This is a genomic window from Bacillus sp. FSL W8-1141 (assembly GCF_038593205.1).
GTDB classification, from domain to species: domain Bacteria; phylum Bacillota; class Bacilli; order Bacillales; family Bacillaceae; genus Bacillus; species Bacillus altitudinis.
In genome coordinates this window covers 458,937-481,379 of record NZ_CP151973.1, presented here as the reverse complement: position 1 = coordinate 481,379, position 22,443 = coordinate 458,937, and the positions used below count along the sequence as shown (strand labels likewise).

At 43.0% G+C, this 22,443-nt stretch carries 22 protein-coding genes; 7 read left to right on the top strand and 15 right to left on the bottom strand.

The window, feature by feature from the left end:
• A complete protein-coding gene (gabT, locus tag NSQ52_RS02305; RefSeq protein WP_047946159.1) occupies nucleotides 1-1,317 on the bottom strand; it encodes a 4-aminobutyrate--2-oxoglutarate transaminase in 1,317 nt (438 codons plus the stop codon).
• A gap of 108 nt (nucleotides 1,318-1,425) precedes the next feature.
• Between gabT and NSQ52_RS02300 the strand changes: the two genes are divergently transcribed.
• Nucleotides 1,426-2,850 carry a PLP-dependent aminotransferase family protein gene (locus NSQ52_RS02300; protein WP_342473879.1) on the top strand — a complete coding sequence of 475 codons (1,425 nt, stop codon included), beginning with the start codon at nucleotides 1,426-1,428 and terminating at the stop codon, nucleotides 2,848-2,850.
• 66 nt (nucleotides 2,851-2,916) lie between these two features.
• Here NSQ52_RS02300 and NSQ52_RS02295 read toward each other — a convergent pair whose 3' ends face one another.
• A complete protein-coding gene (locus tag NSQ52_RS02295; protein WP_340940331.1) occupies nucleotides 2,917-3,648 on the bottom strand; it encodes a LysR family transcriptional regulator in 732 nt (243 codons plus the stop codon).
• Between the two features lie 99 nt (nucleotides 3,649-3,747).
• Here NSQ52_RS02295 and NSQ52_RS02290 point away from each other — a divergent pair, with 99 nt between their 5' ends.
• Nucleotides 3,748-4,299 carry a DUF4865 family protein gene (locus NSQ52_RS02290; protein WP_342473878.1) on the top strand — a complete coding sequence of 184 codons (552 nt, stop codon included), beginning with the start codon at nucleotides 3,748-3,750 and terminating at the stop codon, nucleotides 4,297-4,299.
• An 81-nt stretch (nucleotides 4,300-4,380) separates the two neighbouring features.
• Here the strand turns inward: NSQ52_RS02290 and NSQ52_RS02285 are convergent, their stop codons facing one another.
• On the bottom strand, nucleotides 4,381-4,692 hold the full coding sequence (locus tag NSQ52_RS02285) for a metalloregulator ArsR/SmtB family transcription factor (protein ID WP_007498144.1): 312 nt from the start codon (nucleotides 4,690-4,692) through the stop codon (nucleotides 4,381-4,383).
• A gap of 123 nt (nucleotides 4,693-4,815) precedes the next feature.
• On the opposite strand from NSQ52_RS02285, the gene NSQ52_RS02280 reads away from it, so the two are divergent.
• The 5 genes from NSQ52_RS02280 to NSQ52_RS02260 all read left to right on the top strand — a co-directional run bounded on the left by NSQ52_RS02280 (nucleotide 4,816) and on the right by NSQ52_RS02260 (nucleotide 10,194).
• Entirely contained in the window at nucleotides 4,816-5,190 is a 375-nt protein-coding gene (locus NSQ52_RS02280) for a hypothetical protein (protein WP_138278104.1), read from the top strand.
• 138 nt (nucleotides 5,191-5,328) lie between these two features.
• On the top strand, nucleotides 5,329-6,195 hold the full coding sequence (locus tag NSQ52_RS02275; protein WP_224559208.1) for a TetR/AcrR family transcriptional regulator: 867 nt from the start codon (nucleotides 5,329-5,331) through the stop codon (nucleotides 6,193-6,195).
• 16 nt (nucleotides 6,196-6,211) lie between these two features.
• Nucleotides 6,212-7,645, top strand: coding sequence for an MDR family MFS transporter (locus NSQ52_RS02270; protein WP_017358520.1), 1,434 nt, complete (start codon nucleotides 6,212-6,214; stop codon nucleotides 7,643-7,645).
• 174 nt (nucleotides 7,646-7,819) lie between these two features.
• Entirely contained in the window at nucleotides 7,820-9,196 is a 1,377-nt protein-coding gene (locus tag NSQ52_RS02265) for an aspartate kinase (protein ID WP_008347247.1), read from the top strand.
• 152 nt (nucleotides 9,197-9,348) lie between these two features.
• Nucleotides 9,349-10,194 carry a GAF domain-containing protein gene (locus NSQ52_RS02260; protein WP_024720194.1) on the top strand — a complete coding sequence of 282 codons (846 nt, stop codon included), beginning with the start codon at nucleotides 9,349-9,351 and terminating at the stop codon, nucleotides 10,192-10,194.
• Between the two features lie 186 nt (nucleotides 10,195-10,380).
• On the opposite strand, the gene NSQ52_RS02255 is transcribed toward NSQ52_RS02260, so the two are convergent.
• The 12 genes from NSQ52_RS02255 to NSQ52_RS02200 all read right to left on the bottom strand — a co-directional run bounded on the left by NSQ52_RS02255 (nucleotide 10,381) and on the right by NSQ52_RS02200 (nucleotide 22,288).
• A complete protein-coding gene (locus NSQ52_RS02255) occupies nucleotides 10,381-11,808 on the bottom strand; it encodes a HAMP domain-containing sensor histidine kinase (protein ID WP_007498154.1) in 1,428 nt (475 codons plus the stop codon).
• The gene (locus NSQ52_RS02250) at nucleotides 11,798-12,493 is read right to left on the bottom strand and encodes a response regulator transcription factor (protein WP_017358523.1); all 696 of its coding nucleotides are present in this window, start codon (nucleotides 12,491-12,493) and stop codon (nucleotides 11,798-11,800) included. Before NSQ52_RS02250 ends, NSQ52_RS02255 begins: the two co-directional genes overlap by 11 nt.
• A 370-nt stretch (nucleotides 12,494-12,863) precedes the next feature.
• A complete protein-coding gene (locus NSQ52_RS02245; RefSeq protein ID WP_342474102.1) occupies nucleotides 12,864-13,190 on the bottom strand; it encodes a GNAT family N-acetyltransferase in 327 nt (108 codons plus the stop codon).
• A 53-nt stretch (nucleotides 13,191-13,243) separates the two neighbouring features.
• Nucleotides 13,244-13,411: a hypothetical protein gene (locus NSQ52_RS02240; RefSeq protein ID WP_342473877.1), complete on the bottom strand. Its 168-nt coding sequence runs from the start codon at nucleotides 13,409-13,411 to the stop codon at nucleotides 13,244-13,246.
• A 256-nt stretch (nucleotides 13,412-13,667) separates the two neighbouring features.
• Entirely contained in the window at nucleotides 13,668-15,002 is a 1,335-nt protein-coding gene (locus NSQ52_RS02235) for an MmgE/PrpD family protein (RefSeq protein ID WP_342473876.1), read from the bottom strand.
• Nucleotides 14,993-16,150 carry an amidohydrolase gene (locus NSQ52_RS02230; protein WP_342473875.1) on the bottom strand — a complete coding sequence of 386 codons (1,158 nt, stop codon included), beginning with the start codon at nucleotides 16,148-16,150 and terminating at the stop codon, nucleotides 14,993-14,995. The genes NSQ52_RS02235 and NSQ52_RS02230 overlap by 10 nt, the downstream gene beginning before the upstream one ends.
• 33 nt (nucleotides 16,151-16,183) lie before the next feature.
• Complete coding sequence (locus NSQ52_RS02225) at nucleotides 16,184-16,930, bottom strand: amino acid ABC transporter ATP-binding protein (protein WP_007498162.1); 747 nt, start codon at nucleotides 16,928-16,930, stop codon at nucleotides 16,184-16,186.
• Between the two features lie 12 nt (nucleotides 16,931-16,942).
• Complete coding sequence (locus NSQ52_RS02220) at nucleotides 16,943-17,617, bottom strand: amino acid ABC transporter permease (protein ID WP_007498163.1); 675 nt, start codon at nucleotides 17,615-17,617, stop codon at nucleotides 16,943-16,945.
• 24 nt (nucleotides 17,618-17,641) lie between these two features.
• A complete protein-coding gene (locus NSQ52_RS02215) occupies nucleotides 17,642-18,436 on the bottom strand; it encodes an amino acid ABC transporter substrate-binding protein (RefSeq protein WP_007498164.1) in 795 nt (264 codons plus the stop codon).
• A gap of 22 nt (nucleotides 18,437-18,458) precedes the next feature.
• On the bottom strand, nucleotides 18,459-18,962 hold the full coding sequence (locus NSQ52_RS02210) for a GNAT family N-acetyltransferase (protein WP_025206740.1): 504 nt from the start codon (nucleotides 18,960-18,962) through the stop codon (nucleotides 18,459-18,461).
• 17 nt (nucleotides 18,963-18,979) lie between these two features.
• Complete coding sequence (locus tag NSQ52_RS02205) at nucleotides 18,980-20,305, bottom strand: LLM class flavin-dependent oxidoreductase (protein ID WP_017358528.1); 1,326 nt, start codon at nucleotides 20,303-20,305, stop codon at nucleotides 18,980-18,982.
• 198 nt (nucleotides 20,306-20,503) lie between these two features.
• Nucleotides 20,504-22,288 carry a right-handed parallel beta-helix repeat-containing protein gene (locus NSQ52_RS02200; protein WP_135010133.1) on the bottom strand — a complete coding sequence of 595 codons (1,785 nt, stop codon included), beginning with the start codon at nucleotides 22,286-22,288 and terminating at the stop codon, nucleotides 20,504-20,506.
• Nucleotides 22,289-22,443: the final 155 nt, after the last annotated feature.

Here is a 22,443-nt window from a genome sequence, read left to right as displayed (position 1 = left end):
TTAGCGTGCTGTGAAGGCGTCTTCGATGATCCCTAGTCCTTCTTGCAGCAGCTCATCTGTGATGACAAGTGGTGTTAAAAAGCGAATAATATTCCCATTGATCCCTGCCGTTAATAAGAGTAGTCCGTGCTTGTTTGCATAGGCTGCAATCGCTGCGGCTGTCTTCTTATCTGGTGTACGCGTTTTTTGATCTTCCACAATTTCAATGGCCGCCATTGCCCCTAAACGCCGGACTTCCCCGATGAATGAATACTGACTTCTCCACTCATTCGCTTTGTCCTCAATGACTTGTCCAATGTGTTCAGATCGTTCATTCAGTTGTTCTGTTTCAATAATATCAAGTACAGCCAATGCCGCCACACAGCCTAATGGACTGCCAGCATACGTCCCCCCTAGCTCCCCTGGGTCCGCTGCATCAAGTAATTCTTTTCTGCCAACGACACCGCTCAGCGGCAGGCCAGCTGCAAGTGATTTTGACACAGTGATTAAGTCTGGCACCACATCGAAGTGTTCAATCGCAAAGTATTTCCCTGTTCTTGCGAATCCTGTTTGGATCTCATCTGCCACGAATACGATTCCATGCTGCTGACAGAATGAAGCGACGTGCTGGACAAAACGCTTCGATGGTACAATGAATCCGCCCTCCCCTTGGACTGGCTCCATCACCACACAAGCGACGGTTTCTGGTGCAACGGTTGCGACAAAGAATTGATTGAACTGATCAATGATGTATTCGTCGTAGGCTGCATCGCTTAATCCTTCAGGTTTTTGATAGTAATAAGGATACGGCGCTTGATACACCTCTGACGCAAATGGGCCGAATCCAAATTTATAAGGCTTGACCTTGCTTGTCATGCTCATCGTCATATTCGTTCTTCCGTGGAACCCTCTTGTAAAAGAGACAACCGCTTGTCTTTTCGTATATTTACGGGCAATTTTCACTGCGTTTTCAACTGCTTCTGCACCTGAATTTAAGAAAATGGCTTTTTTGTCGTGGTCGCCTGGTGTGAGGTGGCATAGTTTTTCTGCCAATTCGATATAGGATTCGTACATCATGACATTAAATCCTGGGTGAATCAGGCTGTCTGCCTGTGCTTTGACTGCTTCCACAACCTTTGGATGGGAGTGTCCTACATTTAATGTACCGATGGCGCCTGCAAAATCGATAAAACGATTGCCATCAATATCGAAAAGCTCGGCTCCCTTCCCTTTCGCTGCAAGATGACGGTTGCCATTACTTACGCCTCTTGCGACGTATTGATCTCTTTTCCCCTGCCATTCCTCTGTTGAAAAACGGTTTGTTGTCGTTTGACTCATTGTCATCCATCCCCTTTATGTCTTTTTTATTATTCTGAATATTTTTTGGTATGATAGAAAGTACCAATATCATTTTTTTCATGGTACCAGAGAGGATGGAATGACGAGATGCTGACAATTCAACTAGATCAAACAGGGGAAAACGGGTTTATTTATCATCAAATTTATACAAAAATTAAAGAGGAAATTTTAAACCGCAACCTGCAACCACACGATCAATTACCGTCTAAACGAGAGTTAGCAGATAATTTAAACGTCAGCGTCAATTCAGTGAATGGCGCCTATCAGCAGCTGCTTGCCGAGGGATATTTATATTCAGTTGAACGGAAAGGCTTTTTCGTGGAATCACTGGAAACGTTTCATGAGTCAGGTCAGCTGAAACCCTCTTCCCTTCCAGCTGATTTAAAAGAGAATCCGATTGAGCGAGATGACTGGTATTCCTTTTCTCATATTTCTGTTGATACAGCCAATTTTCCTTTTAAAAGCTGGCTGAAAAGTGAGCAAAAAGCGATTCATCTCCACCAAGAAGCCTTTGGTGAGCTGCCGCACCCACAAGGCGTCTATGAACTACGGGAAACGATTGCCCGGCTGATTGGACTTGCACGAGGGGTCAAATGCTACCCTGAACAGCTCATTTTAAGTGCGGGTACACAGTCACTCATTCATTCGTTATCTAGCATCCTTCCAGCTGATCAAATATATGGATTAGAAAACCCCGGCTACCGCAGACTGTATCAAATGCTGAAAAACAATCATCACCGGATTGAAACGATTGGCATTGATCGAAAAGGGGTGCGGATGAGCGATATTCAGAAGAAAGAGCCAAATGTCTTGATCATTACGCCTTCTCATCAGTTCCCAACAGGGGTGATCATGCCGATTTCCCGGCGGATACAGCTGTTAAACTGGGCGGCTGATCAGCCAGACCGCTATATCATTGAGGACGATTATGACAGTGAATTTAAGTATGGCACAGACAGCATACCGGCGCTGCAGAGCCTTGACCGCTATGACAAAGTCATTTATATGGGGACCTTTTCGAAATCATTGCTGCCCGGCTTGAGGATCAGCTACATGGTGCTACCGCAGCATTTATTAAGACGCTATAAAGAAGAACAGCACTTTTTTATTCAAACGGCTAACCTTTTTACACAATACACCCTTCTTTATTTTATAAAAGATGGCGCCTATCAGCGGCATATTAAAAGAATGAATGGGCTATATGAGGAAAAACGAAAACAGCTCATTGGAGAGCTCGACACTGTCTTTCGTGACAACGTAAGGATTATCGGGGAAAATGCAGGGCTGCATTTTATCGCAGAGTTCCGTTCAAACCGCACGCAGCATGAGATTTTACAACGTGCCAAAGAGCGAAAGCTAAAAATGTACGGAATGGACCGTTTCACCCTTGATGAGCATGTACCCGGTCACAAAGAAGGCTTTGTCCCGCTCGTCCTCGGTTTCTCGCATATGCGGCCAGAGGATATTAAGCCAGCGGTGAAACGCCTGTATGACTCGATTTATGGGAAATGAAACAGCTCATGTAGATGAATCGTGGCACTCCTTTGACGGGACTATCCCCATAGAGGAGTGTTACGATCACATTCTTTCATAAACGAAATAGTTGATGTGAATATTTTTTTCTAGCAATTTCACGAGTGTTTGAAGGCTTTTTAAGTTGGTTGGCAGTAACGCAATACCATCTCCCTGTTCAACGATTTTGATCATTCCTTCAAACGAATCTAACTCAAATAGGGTTCGATCACCCAGCATACGTCTGGCCTCATGTCTTAATGGGCAAAGCTGATCACGATTCACGACCAATGAAATATCATCATCGTATATCTCTTTAGATTTTCCATATACGTTCAATGCCAAGCTCTTTACCTCTTTTAATTGATATTCCGCTTTTTCCATTTGATTAAAAGAAATGATTTGATCATACACATCCTCTGTTAATTTTTTGTTGATCGTACTTGATGAAGCAATGATAAAATCAGTGGCTTGAATATCCTCTAAAACATGCTGCTCGTATAAAACGGTAAATAGAAGCTCAGAGCATAAAACGGTCTTTTTCTTTGAAGTCAATTTTTGTTGAATGGCCTTCGTTTCTTTTACGATTTTTTGAGCGTATTGATAAAATAAATCCCCCTGTCCTGTTGAACTGATTCCATGATGATGCCGGATAAAAAATGTTGCATCATATAAAGTTTCAAGCGCTTTGATTCTTTGAGAAATATTGGATTGCGCATACCCTAAAGCTTTAGCCGCTTGATTAATCGATTCTTTTTGATACACCTCTATAAAAATAATCAAATCATTTATATTCATCATGATCACCTATCACTTTTTGTGATAACAATAACACAAATATGTATTATTCAACTGGTTTGAAGTCGATTATGATGGCTATTGAAAGGGAGTGTTTCTATGCATGCCATGCAATATCATGTGGATCTGCCTGCGGATTATGATATGAATATCATTAGAAAAAGAGTACGAAACAATGGATGGAAAACAGATGGATATCAGGATTTATTATTTAAAGCTTATTTGATCACTGAAAAAGACAAACATAGGAGTTTACACAATGGCTATTGCCCATTGTATATTTGGAAACAATCTGAGGGCATGACGGATTTTGTGTTTAAGGGGTCATTTGATCATATTTTACGTTCTTTTGGCTGGAAACAAATCAATATTGGCATCACGTATTCCGTTCATTTAACAGATGATTTTCATCGTAGCACATTCGTTCTTGAAGAGTATGTGACGATTCATCCTACTGATTGCCTGGAAAACCTAGATATCGCTCATCTCTTTTCCCATTTTAACGACAATAAGGGGGAAGTCATCGTATATAACCCCGATAAATGGAAATACGTCAAATATTCTTTTCTAGACTCATTGCCAGTGAATATAGAGAAGCAAATTCACACTTATGAGATTATCCATCTGTCTATGGATCATTCAATGGCCTAATTCCGTTTTACACGAGACGCATCACAAATCCCCAAGGTTACAATGCCTTGGGGATTTGTCATTTATTGATGCAAAATTCTCTTACCACCGCTCCTTGTCTACAGCTAATACGGATGACAAGAGGCCTGGAAAAGCGGTATCAATGTCGTCCTTTCTGAGAGAGTAGTAACGGTGCTTCCCGTCAATTCTCACTTTCACGATGCCTGCTTCTCTTAGTACTTTAAAGTGATGCGACAGTGTGGACTTGGCAATGTTCATATGATACGTACCGCATGTTCTCTCACCCGCTTCTGCTAAGCAGCGGACAATCTCCAGCCGAACAGGGTCAGCCAATGCTTGCAGCACAGAAATGAGTCTCATGTTTTCTTGGGTTGGATGATTTGGATTATTCATACGATAAATGTATCGTATTTTGTTCTAACATACAATCTCGTTACTCGTCTATGACATTGTAACGTGACAACCTTTGGAAACGACTATGACTCATAGACACTATTTTGAAGGGAAGAACCTTATTTGACACGTACAATATGGACTTGCTTATTCATGCTCTTATTGGCAACGAGCTTATGCGCCTGCCAATCTGTTCAGCAATTTGAGTCAAAACCACCTAGTGCAGAAGAGTTATTAGCTCTCGATCCACAGGCAGATTTATTTCAATGGGAAGAAACGATCTATGAAACAAACATAGATTGGACAAAATCATTAAATGTAACAAAACATCAGCAAGTAGGTGTCATTCAGAAAACAGCTACCACACATTTTGAACATGGAACAGCTTCTCGGTTGAAAAAAGGAACACCTATTTACTCTGTCAAGGAGCGGGAAGACCTTTTGATCATCGAACGTAACGGACAGATCCACATATATGCCGCACATGCGGAAGGATAAATACCTGTCATTGGGGCAGGTATTTTTTTAAGTTCATTTTCTTGTCATGTGCCATTGGTTTTGTTATCATAGCAAAAGTGACCACTCGGTTTCCATTGTGACCATATGGTTTTGCCGATTCGGAAAGGACTTATGAAGATGAACGAAAAGCAAGAAGAGATTTTGCGGGTATCGAAGAAATTATTTTCTCAAAAAGGCTATATGAGTGTCTCCATGCAGTCAATTGCTGATGCCTGTAAAATATCAAAAGCGTCTATTTATAAACTGTTTGATTCAAAGGAAGCTCTTCTATTGGAACTGATTAAATACAATCAGCGCAAAATGAGAGAGATTTCTCAGATCATTCATTCCGAAACGACGCTGTCCAAAAAGGAAAAATTCACAAAAAAGATTAAGCTTGAGCTTGAAGAGTTTAAAGAGAATCATAAATTTTTGAATATGCTGTCCTTTGAAGCTTTTTCACAGCATTCGCCCATCGTCATTAAGCATTTACGTGAGACACGCTCCATTATCATGCAGCGGCACAGAGACATCATTTTAAGCACATATGGTGAATCTGTTGCGCCTTATGTGTGGGATCTTGTGATTGTCCTCAACGGATTAATGAGAGAATTCATCTTGATGTTGGCGATTGAGCACAAGAACATCCAATTAGAAAATGCCGCCGAAATGATCATCGGTGTGATGGACCGTGTATCAATAAAGCCTTGCTCCATTGAGCCTGTGTTAACAGATCAGCTGATGGACTCTTATTTGCTTTCCACACAGGAAGAATATGATGAAGAAAAGCTTGTCATCTCGTACTTAACAAAGATGAAACAAGAGCTTCACACACTCTCAAATGGAGAAGAAAAGGACGATCTCCTCTCTGCGTTTGAGCTGCTGAGTCAAGAACTGTCAAAGGACCAACCGAGAACCTTTTTAATCAGCTCATTGCTTGATTATTTAGGCAAACACAGCGTTTTATCTCAAAACGTGTCACAGCTGAAAAGCATTATTTTATAGATAAAGAAGGGATAATATGAACCAATCAACAACATCGTATAACCGGTCTGTGATTGTTGGGATTTTCCTCGTTGGGGCGTTCGTTGCGATCTTAAACCAAACGCTTCTCATTCCAGCGATCCCGCATATCATGGAAGAGTTCAATATTGATGTCAGTAAAGGCCAATGGCTGACCACAGCCTTTATGCTGACAAACGGGATTCTCATCCCAATTACGGCCTTTTTAATTGAGAAATTTTCAAGCCGTTCCTTAGTCTTAACGGCTCTTAGCATTTTTACAGCAGGTACCATTCTTGCTTCGTTCGCCACGAATTTCCCGGTGCTACTTGCAGCACGTATCGTCCAGGCAGCTGGCGCAGGGATTTTGATGCCGCTCATGCAAACGATCTTTTTAACCATTTTCCCAAAAGAAAAACGCGGGCAAGCCATGGGTATGGTCGGACTAGTGATTTCATTCGCACCGGCGCTTGGACCAACACTTGGCGGCTGGATTGTCGATTCCTTTAGCTGGAAGTTCTTATTCTATATTGTTCTTCCAATCGGTATTATTGATCTCATTCTTGCTTTCTTCTTAATGAAAAATGTCACACAGCAAAGAGACACTCGTATCGATGTCTTATCGGTGATCCTGTCTTCCTTCGGATTTGGCGGACTGCTGTACGGATTTTCAAGTGTCGGAACGTATGGTTGGACGAGTGCGACCGTTCTGATTTCACTCATTGTCGGTGCTGTGAGCTTGTTCTTCTTTATCCTGCGTCAGTCGAATTTGAAAAGACCGATGCTTGAGTTTGGCGTCTTTAAGTTTGCGATCTTTAGCTTAACGACCTTCCTCGGTATGCTCGTCTTTGCCTTACTGATTGGAACAGAGACGATTCTGCCGCTCTATACGCAGAATGTCAGAGGGTTATCTGCCCTTGATACAGGGCTGATCTTATTGCCAGGGGCTCTCTTTATGGGATTCCTATCACCGATTATCGGACGAATTTTTGACAAAGTAGGCGGTAAAGGGCTGGCTCTAGGCGGGTTTACGATATTAGCTGTCACTTCCCTGCCATTTATGATGCTGAACCTTGATTCATCGATTGCCCTCATTACAGTGGCCTACACACTTCGCTTAATCGGGGTTGGGATGATCATGATGCCGCTGACAACAGCCGGTATTAACTCGTTACCACCGCATTTGATTCCGCACGGGACAGCAATGAATAATACGATGAGACAAATGGGCGGCTCTATCGGGACGGCTGTGCTTGTCTCCATTATGAGCAGCTCTGCTGCCAATGCAGCATTATCCGATCCAATGAAGTCAGCCGTTCATGGCATGAATACGTCATTTATCGTGTCTGGTGCTATTGCGGTCATTGGACTCGTTCTCTCGTTCTTCTTAAAAGAAAAACGTAAAAACAAAGTGATGAAGCAGGAGCTATCTTCTTCGTCCTCTTCTTCATAAAGACAAAGAGCTCGGCATATCGCCGGCTCTTTTTTCATCTATTCACACATAACGTCCTCCCCAAAAATACATTTGTTCATTCAGAGAAGAAAAACCTTGATAATTTGAAGAAAAGAGTTGATAATAGAAACTATTCAATTTGTGAGAAAATTTTTACTATAGGAGATGTATGCATTGAAGGTCGTTAAATTTGGTGGCAGTTCTCTTGCTTCTGGCAAGCAGCTGCAAAAGGTATTTGACATTGTCACAGCAGATCCAGCTCGAAAAGCAGTCGTTGTTTCCGCACCAGGAAAACGGCATTCAACGGATACGAAGGTCACCGATCTATTAATTAGCTGCGGTGAACAATATTTACGTTTAGGTGAAGCACACGATTTACAAGAAGCTGTCATCGAGCGATATGCCTCGATTGCGGATGAGCTGGGGTTAGGTCATGACATTATTGACACCATCCGGCAAGATGTAAACACGTTATTACAGGCTGATTCTTCTCATCCTGAGCGTTATCTTGATGCGATTAAAGCAAGCGGTGAAGATAATAACGCAAAGCTGATTGCAGCCTACTTTCAGCATCAAGGCGTCGAAGCGCACTATGTGAATCCAAAAGAAGCCGGTCTATTTGTCAGCGACGAGCCTGGTCAAGCGCAAGTCCTTCCAGAATCGTATGATCATTTGTACAAATTAAGAGAACGCTCTGGCATTATTGTGTTCCCTGGCTTTTTCGGTTTTAGTCTAGCGGGTGATATCGTCACTTTTTCCCGTAGTGGATCAGACATTACCGGTTCCATTTTGGCAAATGGACTGAAGGCAGATGTGTATGAAAACTTTACCGATGTGGATGCAGTCTACGCCGTCAATCCAACGATCGTTCATGAGCCAAAGGAAATCACAGAGCTGACGTATCGTGAAATGCGTGAATTGTCCTATGCGGGTTTTTCTGTATTTCATGATGAGGCACTTATTCCAGCCTTTCGGGCAGGCATTCCTGTTCAGATTAAGAACACCAATAATCCAACGGCCAAAGGCACAAAAATTGTAAATCAACGGGATCATACGAATGGCCCTGTTGTGGGAATCGCGTCAGACAATGGATTTTGCAGTATTTATATCTCTAAGTATTTGATGAACCGAGAAGTGGGCTTTGGACGTAAGGTGTTGCAAACGTTAGAGGAATATGGACTTACGTATGAACACGTGCCTTCTGGCATTGATGATATGACCATTATTTTAAGGCAGGATCAGCTGGAGGAGCAACAGATTGAACAAGAACTTTTAGACCGATTAAAGCTTGTGCTTGATGCAGATGAAGTGGTTTTAGAGCGGAACCTCTCGCTTATTATGGTCGTAGGAGAAGCGATGCGTCATAATGTTGGTACAACAGCAAGAGCGGCAAAAGCGCTGTCAAAAGCCAAAGTGAATATTGAAATGATCAACCAAGGCTCTTCAGAGGTGAGCATGATGTTTGGCGTCAAAGCGGCTCAAGAAAAAGAAGCCGTTCAAGCCTTATATGAGGAATTTTTCTCTATGTCCACGGTGCCTGTCTCCATTTAATCAGCAGACTGTCAGATCTCCGGATCGGCAGTCTTTTTGATCTCACACGATTTGCGCATTAAAGTATATCTATTTCTCGTTTGATTTTGTATGATAGAGACAAATCAACTATTGTTCCGGCCATTGATCGGAGCTACAAGGAGTCCTAATCCATGCCTCGTCAACAACTATTAAAACAGTTTCGCAATTTTCATGATGCTTCTACAAGTATTTTAAACATGATGAGTCAATTCATTCATATGAATACACTGTTTATTGCTAAAAATGATCAAAACACCAATCAGATTGTGAAGGTGCTAAATCATGACGAGCAGCTTCTTGAAGAAGGAGAAGAAAATCCTTACGAGAAGACATTTTGCAAGCTGGCGGTCGATCATCGCGATACGCTGTTGATCCCTGATATCCGCTTGGACGAGCGTTCAAAAAACTTAGACGTCACGAAACAGCTGCAAGGCGGCTCATTTATTGGGGTTCCCATCGATTTTACTGATGGTACGAACTATGGAACAATTTGTGGGCTTGATCTAAGGCCGCAGCAATTTACAGAAGAGCATGTTCATATGTTTGAAACGATGGCATCTTTGTTGAGTTACGTCTTAGAACTCGACCAGGCCAATCGGCAGATTCAGCAATTATCTGTACCGATCGTACCTGTTGTTGACGGTGTCGCCGTGCTCCCTCTTCTTGGTGATATCGAAGAGACACGTGCGCAGCATATTTTAGAAACCATTTTACAGGAAAGCTACAGGCTGTCGCTCTCTCATTTGGTCATTGATGTTTCAGGGACAAAACGACTCAATGAACAAAGCATTCAATACTTGGTCAGCTATGCGCAAACGTTAAGACTGTTAGGCATCTCAGCTGTTTTAACAGGAATTAAGCAAGACCTTGCGCTGAGTGCGATTCAATCGAATATTTCATTTAAAGACATCACCATTCGTAAGGATTTACCGCAGGCACTTGCTCATATCGGCCTAACGTTCTCCAAAACAGAATAAGTGATGATACACCAAAAAGGGCTAAACCGAGTTTAGCCCTTTTTCTTCTTTTCAGCGTGATAGAAAACCTTTGCAGTCTAGGAAAGACGAGTACCGGCGCGGAGCGAATTTCACATTCGTGAGCACTGGCACGCAGGACTGACAAAGAATGCGAGGGTTTGTCTTCACGCTGAGGCTAAACAGAGTTTAGCCCTTTTCCTGTGGGAGCGGCAATCGAATGATAAATGTTGTTCCCTTATGTTTTTCACTTTTTAAATCAATCTGTCCGTCGTGCAAGTCCACAAGCTGCTTGACAATCGACAATCCAAGTCCGTATTCTCCATATGGTGTATTCGTTCTCGAAATATCCGCTTTATAAAAACGTTCCCAAATGTGTTTGACTTCTTCGGGTGCAATGCCGATTCCCGTGTCTTCTACTTCAATGATCGTTTCCCCATTCTCTTCTTTCCCTCTCAAAGAAATACGGCCGCCTTCTGTAAATTGGATGGCGTTCTTTGTGATGTTAACGAGGATTTGAATGAGCCGGTCATAATCTGCGTATACCTTTTGTTCAGGGTGAACCTCTACCATGAGCTGATTGTTTTTCTCTTCAGCCATTCGGCTCAGCTGCTCCTTAATCACTTCAAACGTATCAATGAGTGGATAGTGAAATTTTTGAAGGGTGATTTGATTCGACCTGATTTTCTCATAATCCATATTTTCATTGACGAGACGCAACATTCTTTTTGTTTCATCAGTGATGAGCGCATAGCATTTCTCTTTCTCTTCTGCCGGCACATCCGCAGTATTCAGCCATTCGACCAATCCTCGAATGGTCGTCAGCGGTGTTTTCAATTCGTGAGACACATCCGCAATGAATTGGCGTCTCCGCTTTTCGAGCCGGTCAATTTCCTCTCTTGATCGTTGAAGACGATTGGCCATCATATTAAAATCCTCACCTAGTGTGCCGATTTCATCAAGGTGTTTGTTTTCAAGATGAATGTTGTAGTCACCATGCGCAATTTTCTCAGTTGCCTCTCTCAGTTTTTTGATACGATTCACATGGAACTTCGACAGAAACAGACTGAGAATAAAGGTAATCGTCAATGCCACAAACACGATGATATATAAATACCGGTTCATTTGAGCAATCAGCTCTTCTGCTCCTTGAATAGGAGCTATGAGTACCACCCCGCCCTTCAGCTTTCCGTCTTCCATGACAGGAAGTGCCACAAGTGATGCTTCTTGATCAAGCCGGCGCGAATCACTTCGCTTGACAATGATTTCTTCTCCTTTTGCAAGCTTGGCCCACAAATCTTTTGTGAGTAACGCTTCATGCGGTGGCATCTCTTGCTGCTGAGACAGCACAGTCCCTTTTTCATCAAAGACGAAAAAACGGATTTGTCTTGTCGAAAGAATGTCTTCAAATGGACGCAAACGGAAGTTCATCTCGGCTTTCGACAGTTGTTTAAAATTCTCCAAAATTTCATTCCCATACGAACTCATTTCGTCTACCCTATTTTGATAGGCAATATCTTTTACAAAATGAGACATGAGGGTGCTGATAATAATGATGGCAATGAGCAATAACCCAAGGTGACTAATCAGCAACTGGTAAAAATATTTAATCTTCATCGAACTTATACCCTACGCCCCATACCGTATACAGAAAGGGCTTAGGTCCGTCTCCGATTTTTTGGCGCAATCGTTTAATATGAACATCAACTGTTCGTTCATCACCATAAAATTGGTATCCCCAAATTTGCTCAAGCAATTGTTCTCGTGAAAATACTTGCCGAGGATGCTGTATAAAAAAGCACAGCAGATCGTATTCCTTTGGCGTTAAATTTTCGATCCGTTTCCCCTCTAGAAACACTTCTCTCGTTTTTTTATCTAACTGAAAATGTTCGGTCTCTAGCCGTTCACCCTCTTTCGCTCCTTCTTGAGTAGATGTTGTTTGAGCAAAACGTCGTTTCACTGCTTTGATTCTTGCCATTAAGGTGAGCGGACTAAAGGGTTTTGTCACATAATCATCTGCCCCAAGATCGAAGCCCAGCACCTGATCAGATTCCGTTTCCTTTGCTGTCAGCATAATAATCGGAACATCACTAATCTGGCGTACTTTTTGACAAATGGTCAGACCATCCATTGAAGGAAGCATGACATCTAAGATGAGCAGATCCCAATCCTCCTCTTGCTTAAATCGATTCAATCCTTCTAATCCATCATGGACGAATTCCGCTTGAAATCCTTCTCGTTGAAAAAACATATCCGTCATTGTACAAACACTCTGGTTATCTTCAATCATTAATATTTTCATCATCAGCCTCCGCTGTTGCCTTTGTTTTTCTATATGTAGCTTTATTTTACATGTTCCTTCTCAAATCTCAATTGGATTGATACGATTTCATGAACTTATCATGCTTTGGTCATCTTTTATTCATACTTTTTGATGGAGTTGACATTTTGGGGAATCACATTGTTCTTTTTTAATATCGTAGAATGGAAAAATGAAGGAATTGTAGAGGATAGTCTAAGATGAGGACAGTGTCATTTACGTTCTTTGAGATGGAGAAGTCTCCCATGAAGTAAAAGAATGAAATGACACGCTTCCTGATCGTTATAAATGGTCTATATAAAACAGTTTGGAACTGGGCATGCATATCGAGGGCGGGTGTGCCCTAACGAAGCTAATTGTGATTTTCTATAAGGCACCCCATTTCGATGCGAATTTCCTTTTTCTTTATATCTTCATTTGAATAAGAGTTGACATTTAATCCAATCAGTTGAAAGCCATTTTTCAAATAAAACTGGATAGCTGGAAAATTGGATGATTGGGTTTCTAATACAATCATTCTAACTCTCAATTCACGAGCGCGTTTTTTTGCCATTTTAATGAAAGTGCTGCCAATACCTTTTCTTTTAAATTGTTTATCCACATATAAATCATGAATGAGTAATGTATTATTCCATTTCATGTGTTGAATGACTATAATTCCAGTTTCTTCACCATTCATCTCTGACACGTAAACCTCTGAACCCTCTTTATATGGATCGAAAATCTCCTCTTTTAGATTTTTTTAACTGGCGCTTCAAATACTTCTTCTGTAAGGGAGATGTTCCAACCATTGTGACTGGTTTCCATATGAATTTCATAGTATTTTTCAGATGTATATTGATAATATACTTGTTTTCCTTTAGGATAATTTTTTTGATAGATACGACGAATAGTTAACATTTCATACTCCCTTCATATCAATGATTTAAATCTTTAAACGTACTACTAAATTCGTCGATTTGCGATTTGATACCTTTAAAAATACACCTAAAAGATAAAACTCGTTTTGGCTCTGTCATAGAATAGGGTCGTTTTTAAATGTGATTGTTGTAGATCAATTGTTCACCTGACGAAGTTTGACGTCATAGAGTGTATTCACTCTTATAAGAATAAGGACATTTAAAAAGCTCATCTCCAAAGATGAGCTTTTTTCATATCACACGAGCAACTTCAGATAGGCAGCGTCATTCCCCTCTTCAACCGCCTGTAAAAGCTGCTTTGCCTGTGATGTGCTGGTGACGCTGCTTAACTTTTGTATGATGTCTTCTGTCGATAACGCACAGCCTGGTGCTCCCCGAGGGATATCGACTCGTTTGCTGATGGTGGTGCCGTCAGATAAGGTGAGCTTTACAATCGTAAAACGTCCTTTTGGCACTGCGTCTGGATGGGGTTCTATCGTTTGATCATATACTCTATTTACCCGCTTCATCCATGTCCGCAGCTCTGGTGAAATGGCTTTTTTCGTAAAAGCATCCAGTGATAAAGGTTGTCCAAACACCGCTAGTGCGATGACATACTCGACACTAAATCGTCCCTCTTCTCCCGTCAAAGGTGTCCGCTCCGTGAGTGCGGCATCTCCGCCAGGCGGAAACATGACGTCGACCTGTTCGATCTTCCCCTGTAAGTAAGAGTGTTCTTGTACTAATGACTCGATCGCATCGGCTGCATGATGCGCCGCTGAACAGAACGGATAGACTTTGAACCATAGACCTGGTGACACAATACGCCACGCAGTGCCATAGTCCTCTAGCAGACGTCTTTCCGCTAGTTTCTGATCCCCATAGAGAGAAAAGAAGCCCAGCTCTCCATCCAGAAGCGATTCACTCCCGCCAAAACCTGAACAAGCTAAATCCATGGACCATACGGCGGTTTTAGCGGCGAGGCCAGCTTGTAATGGTTTCATATCAGCACCAAACTGCTTTCGCATTCCAGCTGATTGCGCACCTGCAAAGCCGATCGCTTTCGCCAGCTCTTTCTGTGAAACTTGTTTCAAATAACCAATCGCACAGACTGCTGCAATGGCTCCGAGAGTTCCGGTATTATGCCAGCCCCGCTCATAGTGCGACTTGCCGATAGATTCACCTAGCCTTGCCATTACTTCGACGCCAGTAATGTAGGCTGCTAGAAATCGATCACCGTACGCCTCCCCGTTGGTCAGCTGGGAAAGCAAGGCCGGGATGATGACCGCACTTGGGTGTCCTCTCACATCAGAATGCACATCATCATAATCAAGGGCGTGAATCAGGTAGCCATTTAGCATGGCTGCGGATTGACGGCTGACCTTCTTCCCTTGTCCAATGACAGGAATTTGAGCCGCGCCGCCTTCTTGTTCCACCAGCGCCATGAGTTTCAGAATCCCTTCATCCTCTTTTGCAGCAAGCGCTGCTGCCGCAGCGTCTAACAAACCGTTTCGAGCCATTTGAACGGCCTGTTGATCTTGCAGCGGATCAGCAGATAGCACTGCCTCTGCGAGCTGTTTCGTTAGTTCCATGATCTTGACACCAACGCCCGAACCGCAAGCTCGGCAAAGAAGGCAGCGGCAACAGGGAGTGCCTCTTCATTTAACGTAAAGGCAGGGTGATGCCATTCCTCGGTACCGCTTGTCCCCATCCAGACGAAAAAGCCTGGAATGCGTTCTTGGTAAAGGGCAAAGTCTTCTCCGCCTGGTGACTGTTCTGCCTCTACTACTGCGAGATCAAGTGCTCCTGCCGTTTCTTCCACAACCTTTGTCAAACGCTCGTCATTCATCACAGAAGGCAAATACGGATGCCATTTCACTTCTGCCTTTGCGCCAAATCCTTCTGCGATACCGCTCACGATTTGTTTCATGAGATCTGGAATCATCGCTCTCACTTCAGGTTCAAACGTCCGAACGGTCCCTTCCATCTCGACGCGATCAGGTATCACATTCCATGATGTGCCGCCTTGAATACGTGTGATGCTGACAACCGCATGATGCAAAGAACTAATGCGGCGGCTGACAATTTGCTGTAGGGCGCTTGTGATCTGACCGCTGATGGCAATCGGATCAATTGTGTGATTTGGAATTCCAGCATGACCACCCGTTCCTTGAATGTCGATTTCAAACCGATCGACACTCGCCATTAACGCTTTTTCTCTTATCCCGATGGTGCCAACTGGCAGGTTAGGTTTATTGTGCATACCAAATATCGCATCCACTCCATTTAAGACGCCTGCCTCTATGACGTGTTTCGCTCCTTGCGCCACTTCCTCAGCCGGCTGGAACAAAATGCGGACTGTTCCCTTGAGCTCATGTTTCCGTTCGTTTAATAGGACGGCCGCACCAAAAATCGAAGCGGTATGGAAATCATGACCGCATGCATGCATTTTCCCCTGTATCTTTGAAGAAAATGGTTCGCCAGATGCTTCTTCAATTGGAAGTGCGTCAATATCGGCTCTCAGAGCAATCGTTGGTCCCTCTTGTTCTCCTTTGATTTCACAAACGACCCCGGTTTGAAGATCTGGGAAATCGAGCACTGTGATCCCTTCCTCTTCTAACCAGCCTCGTAGTTTTTTTGTCGTTTCATATTCTTCAAATGCCAGCTCTGGATGCTCATGAAGCGCTCGGCGTATGTTAATTAAACGTTTGTTTAAAGATTTATTTCCTAATGATTTCACTGATACTCACCCCTCTAAAGAGTAAAAAGCAGCTTATGCTTCTTCAGCCGCTGCTTCTTTTTGGATAAATCGTTTTGTTCGTTCATTCTTCGTTTCGTCAAATAGTTCGGTTGGCGTTCCCTGCTCAATGATATGACCATCTGCCATAAAAATCACATGATCTGCTACTTCTCTTGCAAACGCCATTTCATGTGTCACGATGATCATCGTTGTTTCTTGGATGGCAATGGATTTAATCACTTGAAGCACACCTGAGACAAGTTCTGGATCGAGTGCTGATGTTGGTTCATCCAGCAAAATCGCATGTGGATCGACCGCTAACGCACGGGCAATCCCGATTCGCTGCTGCTGACCGCCGGATAGTGTAACCGGATAGCTGTCAGCTTTTTGTTCTAGCCCTACTTGTTTCAATAGCTTCATACCAATCTCATTTGCCTGCTGTTTTGTCATTTTTTTCGTCACAAGCAGTGACTCTGTAATGTTTTGCAAGGCTGTTTTGTTTTTGAATAAATTATAGTTTTGAAACACCATGGCCGTTTGCTGACGCAGGTGATGGGCTTCTTTACGTGTATATTTAGACGCATTCAGCTTCGCATCGCCAATTTCAATCGTACCTTCGTCTGGCGTTTCTAATAGATTTAGACAGCGTAGCAATGTTGATTTACCGGAGCCAGAAGGTCCGATAATGGCCACAACCTGCCCTTTTTGCACGTCAAGATTAATTCCGTCTAAGACGACAAGGTCGCCGAATGATTTTTTCAAATTGGTGAGCTTGATCATGTCCACACCTCCTTAATTCCGGTAAGGTTTGCTGATTTTTCGTTCAAATAGGTCTTGTAGGAAACTATAAATGATGGTGAGCACCCAATACACAATGCCAACCGCTAAATACGTTTCAAAGTACTTATAATTGGCCGATGCAATCATTTTCCCTTGCGCAAACATTTCTGCCACCCCAATGGTAAAGGCAAGCGATGTTTCTTTTAAAAGTCCAATAAAGGTATTCCCCGTCGCTGGAATGGCATTTCTGACGGCCTGCGGGAAAATAATTCTGACGTAAGACTGCCATCTTGTCATGCCGACAGATAAACAGGCCTCAAGCTGCCCTTCATCCACTGAATTAAGAGCCGCTCTAAAAATTTCTGCTAAGTACGCTGAGTTTTTAATACTTAAACCGATAATGACCGCTGTTAAGGCATCCATTGAGGTCATCGCAGGGAATAGCTGCGGAAGACCAAAATAAATGAGAAAGAGCTGAACCAAAGTTGGAACCGCTCTGAAAAAAGAAATATACAGCTTGGCAAATTGGTATAAGACAGGTATCCGGTTTTTCGTTATAAGCGCGAATACCACACCAATGATAATGGCAAATACCATGGAGACAATCGCCATGAAGATCGTTATCGGCAAGTATTGAATCAAGGTTGGAAAAACCGTCACCATATACTGCCAATCAATGTGATTCATGTCTGCTTTTCACCGCCGCTGTTGTTATTTTTTAATTGGAACTGTGACATCGTCTTTGAAATATTTCTCAGACAATTTCTTCAGTGTTCCGTCTTCTCTTAATTCTTTGATCGCTTGATTGAATTCTTCTCTTAGCTTGTCGTGCTTTTCATCTTTGGCAAATGGGTAGCCGACTTCTTCATATACGATTGGGTTGCCGACGATTTTGAGTGGAAGTCCTGTTTTTTCAATTTGAGCTAACAAGACACTGCGTCCGTTGACGTAAGCATCTACACGGCCATTTGCCACTTCATTTAAGACACCGTCTTGTGTTTCATATGTTTTGATGTTGATTTTCTTGTCTGGGTCTTTGCTCTCTAGGTTTTTGGCATGGTTTGAGCCAAGAACAGCCGCCACCGTTTTTCCTTTTAAGTCGTCAAGTCCTTTAATGTCCTTGTTGTCCTTCTTGACAATGATTTGTGTTCCTGCGTATGCATACGTATCTGTAAAGTTGAACGTTTGTTTACGCTCATCTGTAATCGCAACTTGGTTTGATACGGTATCCAGCTTACCAGATGTCAGCTGGCCCATCAGTCCGCTGAATTCACTCAGCTGCCAGTCTAGTTTGTAGCCTAGCTTTTTCGCAATGGCTTCTGTGACCTCGACATCAAATCCTACTAGTTTGCCGTTTTCTTTATAAGCAAATGGATAGCTTTGGCCTGTAGCGCCCACTTTAAGCACTTTCTCGTCTTTGCCTTCACTCTGATTACCCCCGCCGCATGCTGCTAACACTGCAAGCATTGCCGCAAATAAAACAACTAGCCACTTTTTGTTTTTCATGTTCGTACACCCTTCTTTCCTCTTATGGTTGTGTAATATCTGATCTTAATTGTTTTTTAAAATAAATGGTGATATGGCCTTTGCCTAGATCCTTTTCACCTGCTCTGACATAGCCTTTACGCTCATACATGTCCATGAGCCACGGATGCTTATCAGCTGTCCCAAGAGAGACAAACGGTACCTTTAGTGTGTCCCTTAGCACTTCCGTTTCAACCCACTCAAGCAAGGCTGAGCCTGTGCCTTTTTTTGCCGCTGGTTCTGAAGCAAACCACCAAATATGCGGAACGCCGAATGGTCCTGGCTGTTCTCCCCACGGCATACGGAGTGATAAGGTGGAGAGAAGCTCTCCGTTTTCTTCCATTACATAGCAAAGGTTCTTTTGTACATTTTTCTGAACGAGGGCGATATCTGCATGTGCTGCTTGGAACTGGATGCCGAGCTCACGAATCGGCTCATAGGCTCTTGTTGTCAGTTCAAGTAGCGCTTCTATATCATCCTCAGTTGCCAGACGAAACGTATATCCCAACGTTAGTCACCTCACCTTTATGTCGTGTAGCGATTTTTTGGCTGTTTTAATCCGAGATTTTCTCGTAAAGTTTGTCCTGTGTATTCTGTTTTGAACAGGCCTCTTTCCTGAAGGATCGGAACGACGCGGTCTACGAAGGCATCAAGTCCTTCTGGCAATAATGGCGGCATCACGTTAAAACCGTCGGCTGCTTCCTCAACGAGCCATGTCTCCATCACATCTGCTAGCTGCTCTGGTGTTCCAATGAAGATATGGTGCCCACGGGACCCTGCAACAGATTGGTAGAGCTGGCGTATGGTCAGGTTGTCCTTTCTCGCCATATTCATCACAAGGTCAAAGCGGCTTTTCACGGCATTTGACGCGCTTGGATCAATCTCTGGAAGCGGTCCGTCTAGTGGATACTGCGAAAGATCAATACCCCCTAAGTAGTTTTGTAAAATGCTAAGGCCGATTTCTGGAACAATCAGCTCTTGTAATTCTTCATACTTCGCTTTTGCCTCTTCTACTGTATCGGCAATGATTGGGAAGATGCCCGGCATGATGCTGACATCCTCTCTAGCTCGTCCAGCAGCCTCTACTTTTCCCTTCAAGCTTTGGTAAAATTCCTTCGCTTTGTCGAGATCGTTTTGTGCCGTAAAAATAAGCTCAGCCGTTTTAGCCGCAAGCTTTTGACCATCTTCAGAAGATCCTGCTTGAATGATCACCGGCTGTCCTTGCGGTGTGCGTGATACGTTAAGCGGTCCCCGTACGGAGAAGAATTCACCTTTGTGCTGCAGCTCATGAAGCTTACTAGACTCAAAGAATTCCCCTGTTTCTTGGTTTCTGATAAGGGCGTCCTCTTCCCAAGAATCCCACAAACCTTTGACGACATCGACGAATTCTTCAGCTCGTTCGTATCGTTTGTGGTGTGCTAAATGCTCTTCTCCGCTAAAATTTTTCGCTGTTTCTTCAATAGAAGATGTGACCACATTCCATGCTGCTCGTCCGCCTGATAAATGATCGAGTGAGGCAAACTGTCTCGCAATATGGAATGGCTCACTGTATGTAGTTGATGCTGTTGCTGCTAAACCAATTGTTGAGGTAGACTCTGCAATCGAAGAAAGCAGGGTGAGCGGTTCAAATCTCGTTAATACATTTGGATGAGATGTATGATTAATTGATAAGCTGTCGGCTAAAAAGAGCAAATCCAGCTTCCCTTCCTCGGCCTTTTTCGCTAATTGTTTAAAGTAATCAAGATTCATGGCTGCGTCTGGTACTGCTTTCGGATGTCTCCAAGAGGCGACATGATGTCCAGTTCCCGCGATGAATACGCCTAGCTTGAGCTTCCGTTTCGGCTGTGACACTTGTTCTTCATCCTTTCTATATCTTCCTTGTATCAAGTGATTATTTTACAAGATACATTTTTCTGATTGAATTAATCGGTTTTATCCATAAAAAAAGGGCAAATGTTGTGAAAAATGAAAAATAATTATTACTATATGCCCTTTTTACATGATTGTCAACCGCCTTCTAAACCTCCAAAAAAAGGGATTTACAGGCGTTTACGGTGGATCAATTTCAATATTTCCGATGAGCCGGTCCGTGGAGTGCGTCATCAATTGACTGCGCTCTAGTACGTTATGGGCAATCACCGAATGAGTGGAAGATGTGGTGCGGACGGCAATCGCTTTTTGAGGAGAGAGATTAATGATGTTATTCCGCAGCACACGTGCTGAGACAACCTCATCAAGAAAAACGGCTGTCGGCTGTCCGATCGAACGATTTAAATAAAAGCGGTTATCTCCAATTTGAGGTGAGCCATTTTTAATGTACATCACCACATATAAGGACGTTTCTTCAAAGGAATTGTCTTTAATCTCTAAAGGAGCGGTCGTATTGCTGTAGACGGCATAGTTTTGATAGTGCTTAAAACGATTCTGCCATATGAAAGCCTTTGCATTTCCTGTCACGCTGATTGTATACGAAGATGCGAGCTGTGAATGTCCTTCTTGAATAAAGTGATTGCCGTTGATCCCCGCTTCTCCCTCCTGCACCCATATCCCTCGGCTGAATTCCTTGAATTGATTATGCTGAATTAAGATATTCGTTCCTCTGACCATCGCCGCATCGATGACAGAGTAGACGGTATTGTTTGAAAAAACAATGCTGTCTGATTGATAAATACGCAGCGATGTACTTCTAAGCCGTGTGTTTGTCCCTGACTCAATATGGTTTCCTTCTATTAAAATACGATTGGCCATATAGACAGACACAGCCGCATCTTCAAAAAGACTGATTTTATTACCTGTGATGTGCACGCTGTCTCCCCTCACATCAATACCCTTTTCAAATCCTTCAATCATATTGCCAATAATGATCACATTGTTTTCCGATTGATCAAGCGGCACTCCTAAACTCGTAATCCCTGCTTTTGTCACGCCCCCTCCCACTGCACGAATCAAATTATTCGCAATGATCATTTCAGTGGCGAAGCCATAGGAGATACTGCTGTCCGTTTGATTGCCTTCAATGATCACACCATAGCCGTTGAAATTATAGATAGAGCTGGCTGCGCCGCCTCTGACTATGTTGTTTCGAATTTGAATATTCAGCGGTTCCTCCAAGTTGGTCGCATTTTCTCCGTATCCTTCAATATCAATGCCCATTTTTGGCTCGACCCCGTTTACCCCTGCCCTTTCAAGCAAACAGTCTTCCACAATGACACCATCACAGCCTGTAATAGAAATATTGTTTCGCCTTGAATCAGTGATGGTACAGCCAGAAATATGAATTGACGAAGCAGGCGAGTACGATTCGATATGGGTCAATAAACCGTGCGGACTGACAATGATACCGTCTCCCGTACAATTGTTGATTTGAACACGATCAATATTCACATGGGAAGCACCTTCAATACACACCCCGAAGCCCCATTCATGTGTTTTTCTTTCTGGCGGGAGTGCCTTGTACACATGCTCATCACGGTCGCCTTCAATCCGCCCGCCCCGAATGGTCACATGCTCTACCTCTCCTATATAAAAGACTGCATATCCCCACGAATCATTTGGTTTCACTTTGATGACGGCATCTGATGCCATCTCAATACAAATATGACTTGGCACTCGTATGCCGGCATGACGAAAAGGAAAAAATTGATCCCCCCTGTACACCGCATCTATGACATACGTTCCACTCGGCAGCCAGACGTGGGAGTAGCCCTGTGCTTTTGTCCATTCCAGGCATTCGTTCAGTTTCGCTGTACAGTCCGTTTTCCCGTCAGCAATCACGCCAAAGTCTAATACATTGACAATGGGTTTCTTCAGATCAGATTCATTTACATCCCCCAATGAAAACCCCTCCTTTTTACACATGTCCTCTTGTCATCCTATGCATGTGGGAAAGGTTTGCTTGTACGATATTTCAAATTTTATATAAATTCTTCTGGAATAACTTTCCGATGATTTATACTTGAGCGAATTTTTCATCTTTTTGAGTATTTACG